Source organism: Pseudomonas sp. NPDC087817 (genome assembly GCF_044742875.1).
In the GTDB taxonomy this organism is placed as follows: Bacteria; Pseudomonadota; Gammaproteobacteria; order Pseudomonadales; family Pseudomonadaceae; genus Aquipseudomonas.
In genome coordinates, this window is sequence record NZ_JBIUVJ010000002.1 from 206104 (window position 1) to 224086 (window position 17983).

11 protein-coding genes and 2 pseudogenes are annotated in these 17983 nt (G+C 60.1%); 5 read left to right on the top strand and 8 right to left on the bottom strand.

What is annotated here, in order from left to right; all coding sequences use genetic code 11:
* Nucleotides 1–58 precede the first annotated feature (58 nt).
* The 5 genes from ACIONG_RS02910 to tpx all read right to left on the bottom strand — a co-directional run bounded on the left by ACIONG_RS02910 (nt 59) and on the right by tpx (nt 9866).
* Complete coding sequence (locus tag ACIONG_RS02910) at nt 59–1531, bottom strand: efflux transporter outer membrane subunit (protein WP_103302151.1); 1473 nt, start codon at nt 1529–1531, stop codon at nt 59–61.
* Nucleotides 1528–4635, bottom strand: coding sequence for an efflux RND transporter permease subunit (locus ACIONG_RS02915; RefSeq protein WP_103302152.1), 3108 nt, complete (start codon nt 4633–4635; stop codon nt 1528–1530). Before ACIONG_RS02915 ends, ACIONG_RS02910 begins: the two co-directional genes overlap by 4 nt.
* Nucleotides 4636–4771: 136 nt before the next feature.
* Entirely contained in the window at nt 4772–7873 is a 3102-nt protein-coding gene (locus tag ACIONG_RS02920) for an MdtB/MuxB family multidrug efflux RND transporter permease subunit (RefSeq protein ID WP_401296577.1), read from the bottom strand.
* Nucleotides 7870–9177, bottom strand: a complete 1308-nt coding sequence (locus ACIONG_RS02925; protein WP_315448964.1) for an MdtA/MuxA family multidrug efflux RND transporter periplasmic adaptor subunit — start codon at nt 9175–9177, stop codon at nt 7870–7872. Before ACIONG_RS02925 ends, ACIONG_RS02920 begins: the two co-directional genes overlap by 4 nt.
* A 188-nt stretch (nt 9178–9365) precedes the next feature.
* Complete coding sequence (gene tpx, locus ACIONG_RS02930) at nt 9366–9866, bottom strand: thiol peroxidase (RefSeq protein ID WP_103302155.1); 501 nt, start codon at nt 9864–9866, stop codon at nt 9366–9368.
* A gap of 336 nt (nt 9867–10202) precedes the next feature.
* Here tpx and ACIONG_RS02935 point away from each other — a divergent pair, with 336 nt between their 5' ends.
* Complete coding sequence (locus tag ACIONG_RS02935) at nt 10203–10628, top strand: YciI family protein (RefSeq protein WP_401296579.1); 426 nt, start codon at nt 10203–10205, stop codon at nt 10626–10628.
* Between the two features lie 121 nt (nt 10629–10749).
* Here ACIONG_RS02935 and ACIONG_RS02940 read toward each other — a convergent pair whose 3' ends face one another.
* Nucleotides 10750–10953, bottom strand: coding sequence for a cold-shock protein (locus tag ACIONG_RS02940; protein WP_401296581.1), 204 nt, complete (start codon nt 10951–10953; stop codon nt 10750–10752).
* Nucleotides 10954–11145: 192 nt separating this feature from the next.
* On the opposite strand from ACIONG_RS02940, the pseudogene ACIONG_RS02945 reads away from it, so the two are divergent.
* From ACIONG_RS02945 to ACIONG_RS02955, 3 genes and pseudogenes are all read left to right on the top strand, one after another.
* Nucleotides 11146–12582 (top strand): annotated as a pseudogene (locus tag ACIONG_RS02945) (spermidine synthase); the annotation flags it as partial.
* A gap of 100 nt (nt 12583–12682) precedes the next feature.
* Nucleotides 12683–14320: a J domain-containing protein gene (locus ACIONG_RS02950; protein ID WP_401296583.1), complete on the top strand. Its 1638-nt coding sequence runs from the start codon at nt 12683–12685 to the stop codon at nt 14318–14320.
* Nucleotides 14317–15321 carry a DUF3829 domain-containing protein gene (locus ACIONG_RS02955; RefSeq protein WP_103302158.1) on the top strand — a complete coding sequence of 335 codons (1005 nt, stop codon included), beginning with the start codon at nt 14317–14319 and terminating at the stop codon, nt 15319–15321. Before ACIONG_RS02950 ends, ACIONG_RS02955 begins: the two co-directional genes overlap by 4 nt.
* Before the next feature lie 46 nt (nt 15322–15367).
* Here ACIONG_RS02955 and ACIONG_RS02960 read toward each other — a convergent pair whose 3' ends face one another.
* Nucleotides 15368–16039, bottom strand: coding sequence for a DUF3313 domain-containing protein (locus ACIONG_RS02960; RefSeq protein WP_103302159.1), 672 nt, complete (start codon nt 16037–16039; stop codon nt 15368–15370).
* 136 nt (nt 16040–16175) lie between these two features.
* Between ACIONG_RS02960 and ACIONG_RS02965 the strand changes: the two are divergent.
* A pseudogene (locus ACIONG_RS02965) lies at nt 16176–16478 on the top strand (tetratricopeptide repeat protein); the annotation flags it as partial.
* 243 nt (nt 16479–16721) lie between these two features.
* Here ACIONG_RS02965 and ACIONG_RS02970 read toward each other — a convergent pair.
* Complete coding sequence (locus tag ACIONG_RS02970) at nt 16722–17693, bottom strand: hypothetical protein (RefSeq protein ID WP_103302160.1); 972 nt, start codon at nt 17691–17693, stop codon at nt 16722–16724.
* Nucleotides 17694–17983 lie beyond the last annotated feature (290 nt).

Genomic DNA, 17983 nt, shown 5'->3' on the forward strand with positions numbered 1-17983 from the left:
GTTCACGGCTTTACCCGATCGTTCCCACGCTCTGCGTGGGAACGATCAAAGCCAGCCTTCAGCGGGTGTTATCGCTCACATCAAGCTGGCCATCCCAACCACCGCCCAGCGCGGCAATCAATTGCACGCTGGCAATCAATCGGCTCTGCAGAATGTTCAGCACAGTACGCTCGTTGCTCAGCGCCGTGGCTTGCACCACCACCACATCGATATAGGCAATCAGCCCGGCCTTGTACTGGTTTTCCGTCAGACGCAAAGAATCACGCGCAGCGTCGAGGGCCTCCTGGCGCACCGCCGCTTCGTCTTCATAAACCTTCAACTGCACCAGATAGTTTTCCACTTCGCGGAAACCATCGAGCACGGTCTGCCGGTATTTGGCCACTGTCTGGTCATACACCGCCTCAGTGCGGTCGACTTCCGCCGAACGTATGCCACCGTCGAACAACGGCAGGTCGAGTTTCGGCCCGACCGACCAGAACCGGTTCGGCAGACTGATCAGGTCTTTTGAGGTGCTGCTGCTGTAACCGCCACTCAGGCTCAGGGACAGGTCCGGGTAGTACGCTGCTTTCGCCACGCCAATGTTGGCGTTGGCGGCAATCACCGAGCGCTCGGCCGAGGCGATGTCCGGGCGCCGCTCGAGCAACTGCGACGGCAGACTCAACGGCACCTGCGGCAAGTTCGGAATGCTCTGCGTTTCCGCAATGTTGAAATCCGCCGGGGCCTGCCCGGTCAGCACGGCGATGGCATTCTCGAATTGCGCCCGCTGCCAGATCAGATCGACCAGATCGGCCTGGGTGCTCTTCAACTGTGTTTGCGCCTGAGCCACCGCGTCCCGCCCGGAAACGCCCGCACGGTACTGGTTCTGGGTCATTCTCAACGATTTTTCGTAAGCTGCCACCGTCGATTCAAGCAGGCGTTTCTGCTGGTCGATCACCCGCAGTTGCAGGTAGTTCTGCACCAGTTCCGACTGTTGGCTCAGACGCATTGCCGCCAGATCGGCAAAGCTGGCCTGCGCACTGGCCTTGTCGGCTTCAAGCCCGCGACGCAGCTTGCCCCAGATATCGGCTTCCCAACTGACACCCAACTGCGCGTTGTAGGTGTCGCGGATACCGCTGGAAGAACTGCTCAGACTTGAACTGCTACTGCCAGTACCCTGGCTTGAGCGGGTTTTGCCCAGGCTCAGATCGACATTCGGATAAAACGCCCCACGTGCGCTGCGTACCAGAGCCTGGGCCTGACGGTATTGCGCTTCCGATTGGGCGACCGTCTGGTTGGAACTGTTGAGCTTTTCGACCAGGCCGTTGAGCTGCTGATCGCCATACAGTTCCCACCAGGCGCCACGGGCCAGCGAGTCGCTCGGATTGGCCTGACGCCAGCCTTCGGCTTCCTTGTATTGGGCAATTTCGGCGGTCTGCGGGCGCTGGTAATCCGGGCCGACAGCGCAGGCACTGAGCATCGCCACGCACAGCGACAGGCTCAACAGACGCGAGCCGCGAACAGTGGCCAGATGGATAAGCGAACGGTCAGTCATAGCGGAGTTTCCAGAGCGGCATCAGTACGCACGCCACGCCATTTGTTGAAGCGATGGCGCAGCTTGTCGAGATAAAGGTAAACCACCGGGGTGGTGTAAAGCGTCAGCACCTGGCTGAAAATCAGCCCGCCGATGATGGTCAAGCCCAATGGCTGGCGCATTTCCGCACCTTCGGCACGGCTGAGCAGCAGCGGCAAGGCACCCAGAATCGCCGCCAGCGTCGTCATCAGAATCGGCCGCAGACGTTGCAGACAGGCGCTGCGGATCGACTCCAGAGGGGACAGTCCCTGATGGCGCTCCAGTTGCAGCGCGAGATCAATCATCAGGATCGCGTTTTTCTTTACCACGCCGATCAGCAGGAACAACCCGAGCAGCGAGATCAGGCTGAACTCGCCGCCCAGCGCATAGATCGACAGCAATGCGCCGACCCCGGCCGAAGGCAGCGTCGACAGAATCGTCAGTGGGTGAATGTAGCTTTCATACAGCACGCCCAGCACCAGATACACCGCCAACAGCGCGCCAAGGATCATGAACGGCTGGCTCTTCTGGGTCGCGGCAAAGGCGTCGGCGGTACCGGCCATTTTCGCGATCACATCTTCCGGCAAACCGAGTTTGGCAATCGCCCGCTCGATGGCAGCGCTGCCCTGCTCCACCGTCACGCCTTCGGCCATGTCGAAGGAAATGTCCTCGGAGGCAAACTGGCCTTCGTGGCTGACCCGGTCGTCTTCCAGGCTGCTCTCGTAGTGAGCGATGGTCGACAGCGGAATTCGCGCACCGTCAGCCGTGATCACCTGCACCTGCTTGAGCGTCACAGGGTCCTGGGCGTATTTCGGATTGACCTCCATCACCACTTGATACTGGTTGAGGCTGTCGTAGATCGTCGAAATCTGCCGCTGGCTGTAAGCGTTGTTCAGCACTGCCGTGACCATGTTCATGTCGACGCCCAGGCGTTTGGCCTGATCGCGGTCGACAATCAACGTCACCTGCTGCGCGCCCGCGCCTTCACGGGCATCAATCGCAGTCAGTTCCGGCAACGCTCGCAATGCCGCGACGACCTTTGGATACCACTTGCGCAACTCGCCCAGATCACCGCTCTGCAGGATATAGCTGTACTGCGAAGTGGTCTGTTCGCGGCCACCGCCGAATTGCAGGTCCTGATCCGCCATGAGCATCAATTGCGCACCGGCCACCTTGGGCATTTCCTTGCGCAGGCGCTCGATGACTTTCTGCGCCGACAACTGGCGCTCCTTGATCGGCTTCAAGCGGACCAGCATGAACGCGTTGTTGGTGCCGTTGGTGCCGCCGATGAACCCGGCGACACTCTCTACCGCGTCATCCTTGAGCACCGCACGGCGGAAGGTTTCCATCTTTGGCTGCATCACACTGAACGACAGACCGTCGTCACCGCGAACAAAACCGATCAACTGCCCGGTGTCCTGCTGCGGCATGAAGGTTTTCGGCACCACCACGTAGAGCGCCACGTTGACGCCAACAGTGATGATCAGGCTGAGCAGCGTCAGGCGCCGATGGCGCAGCACCCAATCAAGGCTGGTGGCGTATTTGCCGACCATCCAGTCGTTGGTCTTGCGGCTCCAGCGCTGCAAGCGGTTTTCCTGCCCCGGCGTGTGCGGCTTGAGCCAGCGGGCGCAGAGCATCGGCGTGAGTGTCAGGGACACCACCAGCGAGACCACAATGGCCGCTGCCAGGGTGATGGAAAACTCGCGAAACAGGCTTTCGACAATCCCGCCCATGAACAGGATCGACAGGAACACCGCCACCAGCGAGACGTTCATCGACAGGAGCGTGAAGCCGACTTCCTTGGCCCCGAGGTACGCGGCCTGCATCGGTTTGACGCCCTCGTCGATGTGCCGGGAAATGTTCTCCAGCACCACAATGGCGTCGTCCACCACCAGGCCAGTGGCAAGAATCAGCGCCATCAGCGACAGGTTGTTCAGCGAAAAACCGTACAGGTACATCACCGCGAAGGTACCGACCAGCGACACCGGCACCGCCAACGTCGGAATCAACGAGGCGCGGAAGTTACCGAGGAACAGGAACACCACCAGAATCACCAGTGCCACGGCAATCAGCAAAGTCATCTCGGCTTCGTGCAATGTCGCCTTGATCACCGGCGAGCGGTCCATCGCCAGATTCAGCTTCACGCTGGCCGGCAGCACCGCTTGCAGGGCAGGGAGTTGCGCCTTGATCTCGTTGACCGTCTCGATGATGTTGGCCCCGGCCTGGCGGTTGATCACCAGCAACACCGCCGCGTCGTCGTTGAAGAAACCGCTGTTGTAGCGGTCTTCGACGCCGTCGCTGACCTTGGCCACGTCCTTGAGGCGCAACGCAGCACCGTCGGCGTAATGGATGATCAGCGATTCGTAATCCTTGGCTTTCTCCAGTTGGTCGTTGGCCTGAATCTGCCACAACCGTTGACCGTCCTCGACCGAACCTTTGGGCCTACGCACGTTGGCGTCGGCGATGGTCTTGCGCACATCGTCGAGCGCTACGCCGTATTGGTTGAGTGCCTGCGGTTCGAGTTCGATGCGCACGGCGGGCAAGGAGCTGCCGCCGATCTGCACTTCGCCGACGCCCTGAACCTGCGACAGGCTCTGCGAAAGAATGGTCGAGGCCAAATCGTAGAGCTGGCCTTTTTCCAGCACGTCCGAGGTCAGCGACAGCACCATGATCGGCGCCTGCGACGGATTGACCTTCTTGTAGGTCGGCATGCTGCGCATCCCGCTCGGCAGCAGATTACGCGAAGCGTTGATCGCCGCTTGCACTTCCCGCGCCGCGCCGTTGATGTCGCGGTCGAGGTCAAACTGCAGAATCACCCGCGTCGAGCCCTGACTGGATCGACTGCTCATGGTATTGACGCCGGCAATCGCGCCGAACGAGCGTTCCAGCGGCGTGGCCACGGTGGACGCCATGACCTCCGGACTGGCGCCGGGCAGGCTCGCCTGGACGACAATCACCGGGAAATCCATCTGCGGCAACGGCGAAACCGGCAACAAGCCGAAACTCACACCGCCGAGCAACATGATCGCCAGGCTCAGGAGCATTGTCGCGACCGGGCGCTTGATGAAAGGACCGGACAGATTCATTGACCGCGATCCCCAACTTCACACCGCTCCATTGTAGGAGCGAGCCTGCTCGCGATAGCGGTGTGTCTGCCGACACTGATGTCGGATTCGGCGGCCTCATCGCGAGCAGGCTCACTCCTACAGGTTTTGTACTGGGTCATACCGCCACCTCTTCGGTGTCGGCATCGGTTTTGCCAAAACGACGGCCGAGACGGTCGAAGTACAGGTAGATCACCGGTGTGGTGAACAAGGTCAGCACCTGGCTCACCAGCAATCCACCGACCATTACCAGACCCAACGGTTGGCGCAATTCAGCCCCGGAGCCGGTGGCCAGCATCAACGGCACGGCGCCAAACAACGCCGCCAGTGTGGTCATCAGAATCGGCCGGAACCGCAACAGCGCCGCCTGATAGATCGCCTCCTCGGGCGCCATGCCCTGGTTGCGTTCGGCGTCGAGGGCGAAGTCGATCATCATGATCGCGTTCTTCTTGACGATGCCGATCAGCAGAATGATGCCGATGATCGCGATCATGCCCAGATCATTGCCGCTGAGCAGCAACGCCAGCAAGGCGCCGACCGCCGCCGACGGCAGGGTCGAGAGAATGGTGATCGGGTGGATGTAGCTCTCGTACAGCACGCCGAGCACGATGTACATGGTCACCACTGCCGCCAGAATCAGCAGCAAGGTGCTCGACAGCGACGCCTGGAAGGCTTCGGCCGCGCCCTGGAACTGGGTCTGCACGCCAATCGGCATGCCGATGTCTTTCTGCACCTGTTCGATAACGTCCACTGCATGCCCCAGCGCCACACCCGGTGCGAGGTTGAACGACATCATCACCGCCGGGAACTGGCCGATGTGAGTGATCGCCAGTTGCGCCTGACGTTCTTCGACGTGGGCCAGACTCGACAGGCGTACTTGCGCACCGTCGGTGGTTTTGACGTGAATCTGATCCAGCGCCTGCGGGCCGATCTTCTCCCCGGCCTGCGCTTGCAAAACCACGCGGTACTGACTGGCCTGCGTATAAATAGTCGAAATCTGCCGCTGGCCGAAGGCGTCGTACAGCGCATCGGTAATGTTCGCCACCGAAACGCCGAGGCGCGAAGCGGCATCACGGTCGATGACCAGATAGACCTGCAAGCCTTTGTCCTGCAAATCGCTGGCAATGTCGGTCAGTTCCGGACGCTGCGCCAATGCCTCGACCAGTCGCCCACTCCATTGGCTGAGCAACTCAGAGTCAGGCGAAGACATGCTGAACTGGTACTGCGTGCGACTGACGCGATCTTCGATGGTCAGGTCCTGCACCGGTTGCATGAACAGACGGATACCGACCAGTTTGTCCAGTTGCGGTTGCAGGCGTGCAATCACTTCGCTAGCGGTCAGATCACGCTCGCCGTGAGGCTTGAGGTTGATCAGCAAGCGACCACTGTTGAGCGTGGCGTTGTCGCCATCGACGCCGATGTAGGACGACAGGCTTTGCACCGCGGGGTCTTGAAGAATGACCTTGGCCAGTTCCTGCTGACGCGCGCCCATCGCGGCGAAGGAAATTGACTGCGGGGCTTCGGAAATACCCTGAATTACTCCGGTGTCCTGCACCGGGAAGAAACCTTTGGGTACGACCATATAAAGGAACACGGTCAGTGCCAGTGTGCCGATGGCCACCAGCAACGTCAGCGGTTGATGCTTGAGCACCCACTGCAACTTGCGCCCGTAAGCAGCGATCATCCAGTCGATGCAGGCGCCACTGGCCCGGTAGAAACGGCCCTGCTCATGCTCTTCCGGCTCGCGCTTGAGCAGACGCGCGCACATCATCGGCGTCAAAGTCAGCGAGACCACGAGGGAAATCAGGATTGCCACCGCCAGAGTGATGGCGAATTCGCGGAACAGCCGTCCGACCACGTCGGCCATGAACAGCAACGGAATCAGCACCGCAATCAACGACAGCGTCAGGGAAATCAGGGTGAAGCCGATCTGCTTGGCGCCCTTGAGCGCAGCTTGCATCGGACTGTCGCCCTCTTCGATGAAGCGCGCGATGTTTTCCAGCATCACGATCGCATCGTCGACCACAAAACCGGTGGCGATGGTCAGGGCCATCAGGGTCAGGTTGTTGACCGAGAACCCGGCCAGGTACATCACGCCGAAGGTGCCGATCAGCGACAGCGGCACGGCCACAGACGGAATGATCGTCGCGCTGAAACGGCGCAGAAACAGGAACGTCACCATCACCACCAAGGCGATAGCGATCAGCAGTTCGTGCTGCACGTCAGTGACGGAGGCGCGGATGGTCTGAGTGCGGTCGGTCAGCACCGTGACTTCGAGACCGGCCGGCAGGTTGTCGGTGATGCTCGGCAGCAAGGCCTTGATCCGGTCGACCACTTCAATCACGTTGGCGCCCGGCTGGCGCTGGATGTTCAGCAATACGGCCTGATTCAGGTTGGCCCACGCGGCAAGACGCTCGTTCTCGGCACCGTCGACGATTTCAGCGACGTCCTTGAGCCGCAGCGGCGCGCCATTCTTGTAGGCGAGGATCAGGTTGGCGTAATCCTTGGGCGACGTCAGTTGATCGTTGGCATCAAGCATCGACACCCGGGTCGGGCCGTCGAAGTTACCTTTCGGCTGGTTGACGTTGGAGGCGCTGATCAGTGTGCGCACGTCCGACAGGTTCAGGCTATTGGCGGCCAGCGCCTCCGGGTTGACCTTGATCCGCACCGCCTGACGCTGACCGCCGGCAATGCTGACCATGCCGACGCCGCTGATCTGGGCGATTTTCTGCGCCATGCGCGTATCGACCAGGTCATTGAGTTTGGGCAGAAGCATGGTTTTCGAGGTGATGGCCAGGGTCAGCACCGGGGTGTCCGCCGGGTTGACCTTGTTGTACACCGGCGGCGCCGGCAAGTCGGTCGGCAGCAGGTTGGTCGCGGCGTTGATCGCGGCTTGCACCTGTTGTTCGGCGACGTCCATGTTGATGTCGAGGCTGAAACGCAGGGTCAGCACCGAGGCGCCGCCGGAACTGGTCGAGGCCATTTGCGTCAGGCCCGGCATCTGCCCGAACTGACGTTCAAGCGGCGCGGTGACGGCACTGGTCATCACGTCCGGGCTGGCGCCGGGGTACAGGGTCATGACGCGAATGGTCGGGTAATCGACCTGAGGCAGCGCCGACACGGGCAGCAAGCGATAAGCGATCAGACCGGCCAGCACGATGGCCAGCATGCTCAGCGTTGTGGCTACCGGACGGAGGATGAACAGCCGCGAAATGTTCATGCGCCCTTCTTGGCCTTGTCTGTGACGGCGGCGTCAGTCGGGGTCGCGGCAGACTTGCCTTGCAAGTGTTCAGTCGGCGTGGTCGGCACTTGGTTGCTGTCGTTGACCACCTCCACTTCGCTGCCCTCTTTCAGGCGGTCGGTACCTTCCAGCACCACGCGATCACCCGCTGCCAGGCCTTCGGTGATGACCGTGTTTTCACCGTCACTGGCGCCGATTTTCAACTGGCGGATGGTGACTTTCCTGTCACCGTCCAGCGCATAGACGAAGGTGCCGTTGGTGCCGAACTGGATGGCGGCGGACGGTGCCAGGACCACGCCTTTGAGCGTATCGGCGAGCAGGTGCACGTTGACGAACTGATTGGGGAACAGCGACTGATCGCGGTTCTCGTAACGGGCCTTGAATTTCAGCGTGCCGGTGGCGACGTCGATCTGGTTGTCGAGGCTTTGCAGCACGCCGGTGGCTTGCAATTTGGTGTCGCCGCGATCCCAGGCTTCGGCCGGCAGTTTGGCGCCGCTGCGATAGCGGGCGAGCACGGTTTCCAGGCTGTTTTCCGGGAGTGTGAAGGCAACACTGATTGGCTGGGTCTGGGTGATCACCGCGAGGAACGTGGTGTCGTTCGCCGTAACGAGGTTGCCGACGTCGACCTGACGCAGGCCTACGCGACCGGCAATTGGCGCGCGGATTTTGGTGAATTCCAGATTGAGCTTGGCGTCGTTGACGGCTGCCTGATTGGTCTTGACCGTGCCCAGGTACTGACCGACCAGCGCTTCGGCGGTATCGAGGGTCTGTTTGGCGATGCTGTCCTCTTTGAACAAACCGCGATAACGCTCGACGTCGACCTGTGCGTTTTTCAGCTGCGCCTGATTCTGCAGCAAGGTGCCTTCGGCCTGGAGCAAGGCGTTCTGGTAAGGGCGCGGATCGATCTCCGCCAGCAGGTCGCCGGCCTTGACCATCTGGCCCTCTTCGAAATTGATCTTCACCAGTTCGCCGCCGACCCGGCTGCGCACGTTGATGGTGTTCAACGCAGTGACCGTGCCCAGCGCCTTGTAATACAGCGGGAAGTCACCCGTGACCGCTGGCGCCACACGCACCGGAATCGGTCCGGAGCCACCGCCGAAGCCTGGGCGCATCATCCCCGAACGCCCGGTGTGCCCGGCCGCAGCCTTGTCTGCGCCCTCCTTGTGGGCTGAACCGGCCGGCCAGAATTTCCAGCACAGGACGGCGATAACCAACAAGACCAGCAGGCTGATCAGCCAGCGACGGGAGTGACGGGGGGACGATTGCATGGAGTGATTAACCATTGGGCGCGTGGGCTTCTTTTACAGGAGGCTGAACGATAAGCACTGATGGGGGTAAAGCAAAGCAGCTTTACCGGCAATTTACCTTCAACTTACGTTTCAAGGTGTGAGGCAAAACACTGATACACAAATGAAAACGGCCTGGACAGGGCCAGGCCGTTAACAATTGTAAACCGCTTGTTTCAGAACACTTATTTCAGAACGGCCAGAGCCGCTTCGTAATTAGGCTCTTCAGCGATTTCCTTGACCAGTTCGCTGTGCAGGACGTTGTCGTTTTCGTCCAGAACCACGACGGCGCGAGCGGTCAGGCCTTTCAGCGGGCCGTCAGCGATGGCCACACCGTAGTTCTCGATGAACTCGGCACCGCGCAGGGTCGACAGGTTCTGCACGTTTTCCAGACCTTCGGCACCGCAGAAACGGGCCTGAGCGAACGGCAGGTCAGCCGAGATGCACAGCACCACGGTGTTGGCCACTTCGTTGGCCTGAGCGTTGAACTTGCGTACGGAAGTAGCGCAGGTCGGGGTGTCGACGCTTGGGAAGATGTTCAGCACTTTGCGCTTGCCGGCAAAGTCTTTCAGGGTGACGTCGGACAGATTGCCGGCAACCAGAGAAAAGGCTGGCGCCTTGGAACCGGCTTGTGGCAACTGGCCGTTGACTTGAACCGGATTGCCTTTAAGGGTGACTTGAGCCATGACTTGAGTCCTTCTGATGTTTTGATTGGAAAGCATGCAAGAGGCCGAAGTTAACCACGAAATTGTCCGACGACCTATGCCCTGTCTGGAAATTGTTGGGGGCCTGCGCGAAAAATTGTATACACGATCCGCACAATTCCCATGTGGGAGCGAGCCTGCTCGCGAAAGCGTTGGATCAGTCAGCATAAATGCTGAACGTGACGACGTCTTCGCGAGCAGGCTCGCTCTCACATTAGATTCTTCGGTGTTACTGGTCTTTTATCTAGAGACCCTGTCGATTCACCGCCGGCCCGTTCGACTAAGCAGTGAATCCCCACACGCCACGGAGTACTCACCATGCGATTCATGATCCTCGTCAAAGCCAGCGCCGATTCCGAAGCCGGCATCATGCCCAGTGAGGAGTTGCTCACCGCCATGGGTAACTTCAACGAAGAATTGTCCAAGGCCGGGATTCTCGTCGCAGCCGATGGCCTGCACCCCAGCAGCAAAGGTGCGCGCGTGCGGTTTTCGGGTGACAAACGCACGGTGATCGACGGCCCTTTCGCCGAAACCAAAGAGCTGGTGGCCGGCTATTGGATCTGGGACGTGAAATCCAAGGAAGAAGCCATCGACTGGGTCAGGCGATGCCCCAACCCGATGCCGAGCAGCGACTCGGATATCGAGATCCGCCAGATCTTCTCCGCCGAGGATTTCGGCGCCGAATTCACGCCGGAACTGCGTGAGCAGGAAGAGCGGATCCGCGACCAAGCGAATAAATCCTGACCCAACCCACGCATAGAATGCGATCAGCCTGTGGGAGCGGGCAAGCCCGCTCCCACAGGGGATTGGTTTTGATCCTCAAAAATTTGCAGCCTGCGGTAGCTTTTACAAAAAGCTGAAAGCGTTAAGCAGGCTGAATATTTATAGCTAGCAATTGTTTGGGCCCTCGGGATATTTCGAATGAAACCCTCTGGCCTGCTTCAAGTGTTTTGAAACCAGCGGTTTGAATGCTAGAAAAATGCGCAAATATATCATCGCCTCCCTCATCCGGAGTAATAAACCCAAACCCCTTGGCATCGTTAAACCACTTCACCGTTCCTGTTGCCATGATTGCCATCCTTTCGCTCATCTTCGCGCAAGCCGATAATTTCGCGCGGCACCCAACCATCAAACACCCATCCCCTCCCCCCCGACAACTGTCAAACCTGACAGGGTGTAAATATCCACAGTCCCCGTTTACGAGCTGCCGCAGGCTGCGATCTTTGACGTTGATCTAAAAAACAAAATGAACAGATCGCAGCCTTCGGCAGCGCACGGCGCAGCATTTCCGCTGGCCTTGCGCCTGAGTGTCGGCCACGAGCGGATCGGCCGTGGCGTCGGCGCCGTGGTGGCGTTCAACACGCTGGGCGGAATTATCGGCGTGATGCTCTGCGGCTTTGTGCTGATCCCGCTGCTGGGGCTGGTGCGCACCCTGGGCCTGTTGGCGATCATCGCGGCGGCGGTCGGTTACTTCGCGGTGCGCAAGGGCCACGGTGTGAAGAAAGGCCGGCGGCAGGCGGTGGTGGCGCTGGGTCTGGTCTCGGTGCTGTTCGCTGTGCTGACACCAGTCAACAAGATCGCCAATCTATTACCCGGCGCACGCAACGGTACGCTGGCGTTTTATCAAGAAGGTCGCGGCGGAACCGTGGCAGTGGTCGCCCAAGGCAAAGGCGAGAACACCTTCCACCGTTTATACATCCAGGGGGTTTCCAACACCGGCGATGCCATGCCGTCGCTGCGCTACATGCGCATTCAAGCGCTGCTGCCGCTGTTGATTCATAACGGCGAACCGCGTTCGACACTGGTGATCGGCTTCGGCACCGGTATTACCGCCGGCGCCATGCTGCGTTATCCGGGGCTGGAGCATCGCGTGGTCGCCGAGTTGCTGCCGGCGGTGGTCAATGCTGCGCCGCTGTTCAACGGCAATTTCAATGCGGCCAGTGATCCCGGCGTCGAAGTGCGTCTGCGCGACGGGCGCCAAGAACTGCTGCGCAGCGAACAGACTTACGATCTGATCACCCTCGAACCGCCACCGCCGTCGGCGGCCGGTGTGGTCAACCTGTATTCGCGGGATTTCTACCAGTTGGCCGCCAGTCGCTTGCAATCCCAAGGCCTGGTCGCGCAATGGCTGCCGCTGCCGACGCAGAACATCGATGACTCGCGCTCGCTGGTGCGCAGTTTCCTCGACGTCTTCCCCTACGCGAACCTCTGGACCAGCGAATTCCACGAAATGTTGCTGGTCGGTTCGATGCAGCCGATTGAACTGGACGTGGCGAAAATTAACGCGCGCTTCCAGCAGGACAGCGTGCGCGGCACTTTGCAGGATGTCGGCATCGGCTCGGCCGCCGCCCTGCTTTCGACCTGGGTCACTGACCGTGAAGGTCTGGAACGTTTCGCCGCCAACGTTGCGGCGGTCACCGACGATCAACCGCGCATCGAGTACGCGCCGTGGGTGCGAGCCAAGGAAATCACCCGTGTACTGCCAGCGCTGCTCGATCTGTATCAGGCGCCGCCACTGTTGAACGCCGACGCCGGTTTCAATGAGCGGATGGCAGCGCATCGGCAGCGTCTGATGCAGTTCTATCGGGCGAGTCTGCATGCCTATGACGGCGATCGTGATGCCTGGGGTCGTGATATCCGCGAAGTGATGCGCGGTTACGGCGGCAATCCGTATTTCCGCTGGTTTATCGGTAACTGAACGGCGACTGAGGACTTTTCGACGCGAAACAGGTAGGGTGCGCAAAATCAAATTGCCACCACTGGACCGCGTCGCAGGTTTTCATGGAGTTGTACACGCAATGAGTTGCTGGACCGTCCTTGGCCTTTCGGCCGACGCCGATACGCGCAGTATCAAACGCCAATACGCCGCCCTGCTCAAAAAAACCCGTCCGGACGAAGATCCGGAGGGGTTTCAGCGCCTGCGCGATGCGTATGAACAAGCCCTCAATGACAAGGAATGGGCACAGTTCCACGAAGAGCGGGAGGCCCCCGAGCCTGACGCCAGCCAATGGGACTTGACCGGCCTGACCGTGGTCGAAGCCGATGCCCTGCAACTGGTCACGCGCTCGCTGGACGGTATCAGCCTCGAAGAACTGCGCCAGCGTCACGCACTCGCCGTCGAGCAAGGGTGTGCGCACATCCTCGAAGAAACCCTGTTGCAGCATTGCATCGAACAACCGCAATCGTCCGGGCCGCTGGTGGATTGGGCGGTGCAGCAGTATCACTGGTTCAGTGCCTGGCAACGCCTTGAGCTGGACGAAGAATCCGTTGAACTGCTGCTGGCTCAACAGCGTGAGCGCGTCACCCAACCCCTGTGCGATGCACTTGAGCAGCAAGACAGTGAAGCTTTTTTGCAGGCTTACCAGGATCGCGTCAACGTCCTCTGGCTTGAAGGCGAAGTGCACCAACAATGGTTCAACCGCTTTTTGAGTCAGTTGCTGCTGGACAGCCGTTACTGGTCTGCGCACATTTTCGAGCAGGTTTGCGCCGGCCAGGGCTGGCACGCAGGCCCGTCGAACCGCTGCCCCGAAAGCGAATGGAAACGACTGGTCGCGCGCCATGAGGCGCCGATTTTTCTGGCGCGACAGCGCCAGCTCGCCCAGGAACCGCTCGCCACGCCGCAACACCGCGCCGCACGCCTGTTGCTCGGCAGCGGCCCGTTCAGTCAGCGTCGCGCATTGGCCCGGCGCCTGCACGAGGAGGACTGGGCCCAGTGCCGTCAGTTGAGTTCAGCGCTGTACGCCAACACGCCCGAGATCTGGGCGGACATGCCCGGCGGCACCGCGTTCTTCTGGCGCGATTGGGAAACCCGTTTCAACGACTGGCCAACCTACGTGGGCGTCGTGCTGGCCTGCCTGATCGGCGCATTTACCCACTTCATCCCGCAGGGTCTGCGTCTCAGCGGGCTGATCAATATCGTCATGATCACAACGGTGGTGTTTGCGGTGATCGGCGCCGGCCTCAATTGGCTGGTACATGATTTTGCCCATCGCTGGTGGGTGCTGGATGACCGGCTCAGTGCGCGGCTTTGCCTGGGTTTCGCCGCTGAGTCACCGCCGTTCGGGGTCCTGCGCGATCTGATTCCCTGTGCACTGATGGTGGCCGGGTTGAGCTGGTTTTTCGGCCCGATCGCCGGCGTAGTGTACGCCACGACGTTGGCGACTTTCGGGCTGATACGTCGGCGGCAGGTCAAGCCACACGTTTCCTGGGAACAGACCAACCCGCTGCTGAAAGTCTGTCTGACGACCCTCGCGACCATGCTGTTGATCGTTGTGCTCGGCGTGATCAATGTGATCGGCAGCCAAGGCACGGTCAAGCGCAACCAGGGGCTGCAACCCTGGACCGAACGTTTATGCAGTCGCATGCCGGCGACCACCGCCGAATGCCGCGCACCGGTCACCGTTGAACAGTGGTACGGCAAGGAGGCGCGCCCATGAATACCAAACTGCTGTTCCCGATCGGTCTGGTGATCGGTATCGTCGTCATGGGTTTGACCGGCGCCAGTCGCCCCTTCTCCCAACTCGACCTCTGGCTCGATCAACGCGATGCGCCGGTCACCGCCCAAGCCAATGCCTTGAGCCCGCTGATTGCCTGCGTTAATCGGGTCGACGTGCAATGGCGCGTGGCTTATGACCTCTACAAGACCCCACAGCCACCTCGGCAGATCACCGAGCAATGGTTGCGCAGCCTCAGCGATTTTGAAGACAGCGATGCGCACAATGTGCGCGACATCCAGCGTGACCTGTGCTCCAGGCGTCTCGCTGAAAAGCTCGAGCTGTTGGCCTATCAGCCGGAACTGGCACAAACGGCAAATGCCTACGCTCGCGCGCTGGACCAGGTGGCGATGACGATACCAAGCGGCCGGTTTGACCGGGAAGCGAGCTTTGTCACCGGGACACAGAATGCCGCGGCCCTCATTGTCGAAAATGTTTTTATTCCGCCCGTGGCAGACAGTTACAACAGCGCTTCAATCGCACTGAGAGAAAGCCTGCTGCCCCTCGATGCCGCGCAGCGACCCGAACAGTTGAAGCGCCTGGAAGAACGCGTGGGCAAGGACATCCACTGGTATTTGCTGGCCTATATGATCCAGGCGCGAGAGACCATCGATTTGCTCGATGCAGCCATGAAAAACCGCACGCTGACTCCGCAACTGCTGGCCGACACCACGGCAAAACTGCAACAAGCCTGGGATCGTCGGGAACCCTTTCTTGTCGCGCAAACGAGTGGCGGTTTCCAGACCAAGACTGACGCGGCACGGGATCTGTGGTTGTACATCGGCAAGCCGTCGACCGTCTATCTACAGGCGTTGAACACCCTGCACAAGGACTGGCAGGAACACGCCCCACCGCAGCGCCTGAGCGACGACTTCTACACGGTCGGCCGCAGTTACGATGGGCTGCTCAGCTACTACAACCGCAGGGCCAGAGCCGAGTTCTGAGGCCGCACGCGGGATCGCTCACCCTGAACGATCCCGCTGCCGGATCTTACTTCGCCTTGAGTTTGAGGTAGGACTGATGCAAGTCCGAAGCCCAGCCATCGATCACGCCTTTGACGTCATTGGCTTTCATCACTTGCGAATCGTTTTCCAGTGGTTTACCGGTACCTTTGCGCACCACCTGGGCGACGACTTTGTTGTTGCCGCCGTCGAGGAATACCGCTTCGGTGGCCAGGGTGGTTTCCTGATCGCGGATGCCGCTAGCGGTACTGACCGCTGCTGCCACCAGCGCAATCGGAATGACTTCGTAAGGCTTGAGGCCTTCGGTCTTGCTGCTCACCGCAGTGATTGCCGCACGCACCACGATCACCCCTGGACCAGGACCGGCGGCCAGTGGCAGCGACTTGCCGATTTCGCGTTTGAGTGCCTGATCGTAATAGCTGGTGATGCCGTTGAGGGTCTGCTGCGGAATCTTCGTGGTCGGTTGCGGTTTTGGATAGAGCTGGGTCGGTTCGATATAGACGCTGGTGAATTTGTTGATATCGACTTTCGGATCGATCCAGCGCATCACTTCGGCGCCGGACGGCGACTTGGCCTCCTTGAGCTGGCTGTAGTCCTTGAGAAACCCGGAGTATTCATCGGGAGCAACGGTTTTGCTCGAGCAGCCGACCACGCCGAGGGTGGCGATGCAAAGCGTGCCCATCATTACTGCTAGCTTCATGCTGTAACTCCTGTCAGAAGGCCTGAATGTATTGCTTGAGGGGTGCTACAGGTATAGCCAAAACCTCGGCAATTGCGATTCGAAATCACAAAATTCATGCAAGACTGCGCGGCGCCTCACACGCGTCATTTGAGACGAAAGCCTGTGGCTGATCCGCGCCGGGAAAAACGCCGAGGCGATGACCCCGCTGAAAAAAGCCGCTGAACTCGAGCCGCAGAACGCGCAGTACGGTTACGTGCTGGCAGTGGCCCTGCACGAGAGTGGCAAAGTCGATAAGGCGTACGCGGTACTGGAAGGCCTGCTCAAGGTCCAGCCGGCCAACCGCAATGCGCGGCTGTCGTTGATTCAGTGGTATCTCGACAGCGGTCAGGAACCGAAAGCGCAGGTGCTGTTGCAGCGCTGGAAAAAGATGAATATGGGGGATCCGGCCCTTAAGTGATCGGCGGAGGATTGTTGGCCCTCACCCTAGCCCTCCCGAAACGTCGGACCGCCCAGAGGTAGAGGGACCGATTGGGGGATATTCGAGAGATACACCACACCTGAACGAAGTGCTTTGAATCGAAAATCAACTCGGTTCTTCACGTCGGCGCAGGACGCCAGACAACTCGGTCAGTCCCCTCTCCCTCCGGGCGGTCCGACGTTTCGGGAGGGTTAGGGTGAGGGGCTCTTGATCTCTACGCGATTACCAGGAAGATTCGCCGCTGCGCAGGGCGATTTCCCGTCGGCTGTGGATGCGCATCGCCTTGATCAGCGACACCGTCCCGACCATCAGAATCGCCGCGCCAAACAGGAAGTCGATGTTGTACAGCTGGAAGTCCTGCACCGGCCCGATCAACAACCCTCGCACCACGGCAACGCCGACCAGCGTGGCCAGGAAGTCGATCCCTGGCGCATCACGATAGAACACCAGCATCAACGGCAGGCACAGCACCAGCAGAAGCATCAGCACGACCACCTTGAACGAACCTTTGCGCTCGACGCTGAACGCACATTCGTGCGGGCCGTAGGCCTTGTAGTCTTCGTCGCGGATCATCGAGGTTTTCTCGTTGATGTAGTCGACGCGGTTGTACTTCTGGATCGGCGTGAAGGTATTGGACATCTCCATCAGCGTGGTGATGTTCTTGAAGCGCAAGTCGATGCGCTCGCTGCCCTTGAGGTAATAAAGCACCGGTTTATAGCCATAACGGTAGGTATCGAACGGGAACTCGGTGACCTGGCCCTGAACGCCGATCGGGCGTGGCTCCAGTTCCGCGTAGGCACTTTTGTTGGTGGCCGAGAGGTTGCGGCTCAGTGGCTGCACCTTGACCTGCTCAAGGAAGATCGGCGTGGCGCCGTAGGTCCACTGCAACGGTTCCAGACGCAGGCGCAGTTCGTTGCGGCTCAGGTCATAACGGTTGAACGTGCGTTCGGAAACCACCAGCGAACCGCTGAGCATGAACTCGCCGCGCAGGTTGTTGGTGACGCGCAAGGTCAACTGATCCTTGCCCAGCAACGCCGCTTCGTTGGTCGGCGGAGTGCCGCACCACGCTGTGCTTTCGCCCGCGCCGCCGAGTTGGCCGTCGCGGTTTTCCTTGAATACATAAAAGTAACTGGCCCACAGCGTCAGCAGCAAAAGAAACGCTGTGAGGCCGAGAATTTTCTTGCCCGGACTCACTGATCAGACTCCCTTCTTCGGTTCCATCGTCCAGCCGAAAACCCGCTGGCGACGGCGACTCTAACAAAAGGCCATCATCGACCCAAGGGAAAATGCCTGATCGGCGAAGGTTGTAAGGGTTTCCCCTGCATGCGTAACACCCTGTGACGAGGGGATTTATCCCCGATCGGCTGCGCAGCAGTCGCAAACCCGGCGGACGCGGTTGAGCTGCGAGAGCCAGTTGGCAGGTTTAGGGGCCGCTGCGCAGCCCATCGGGGCGGTGCGACGTTTCGCTAAATCCCCTCACCACA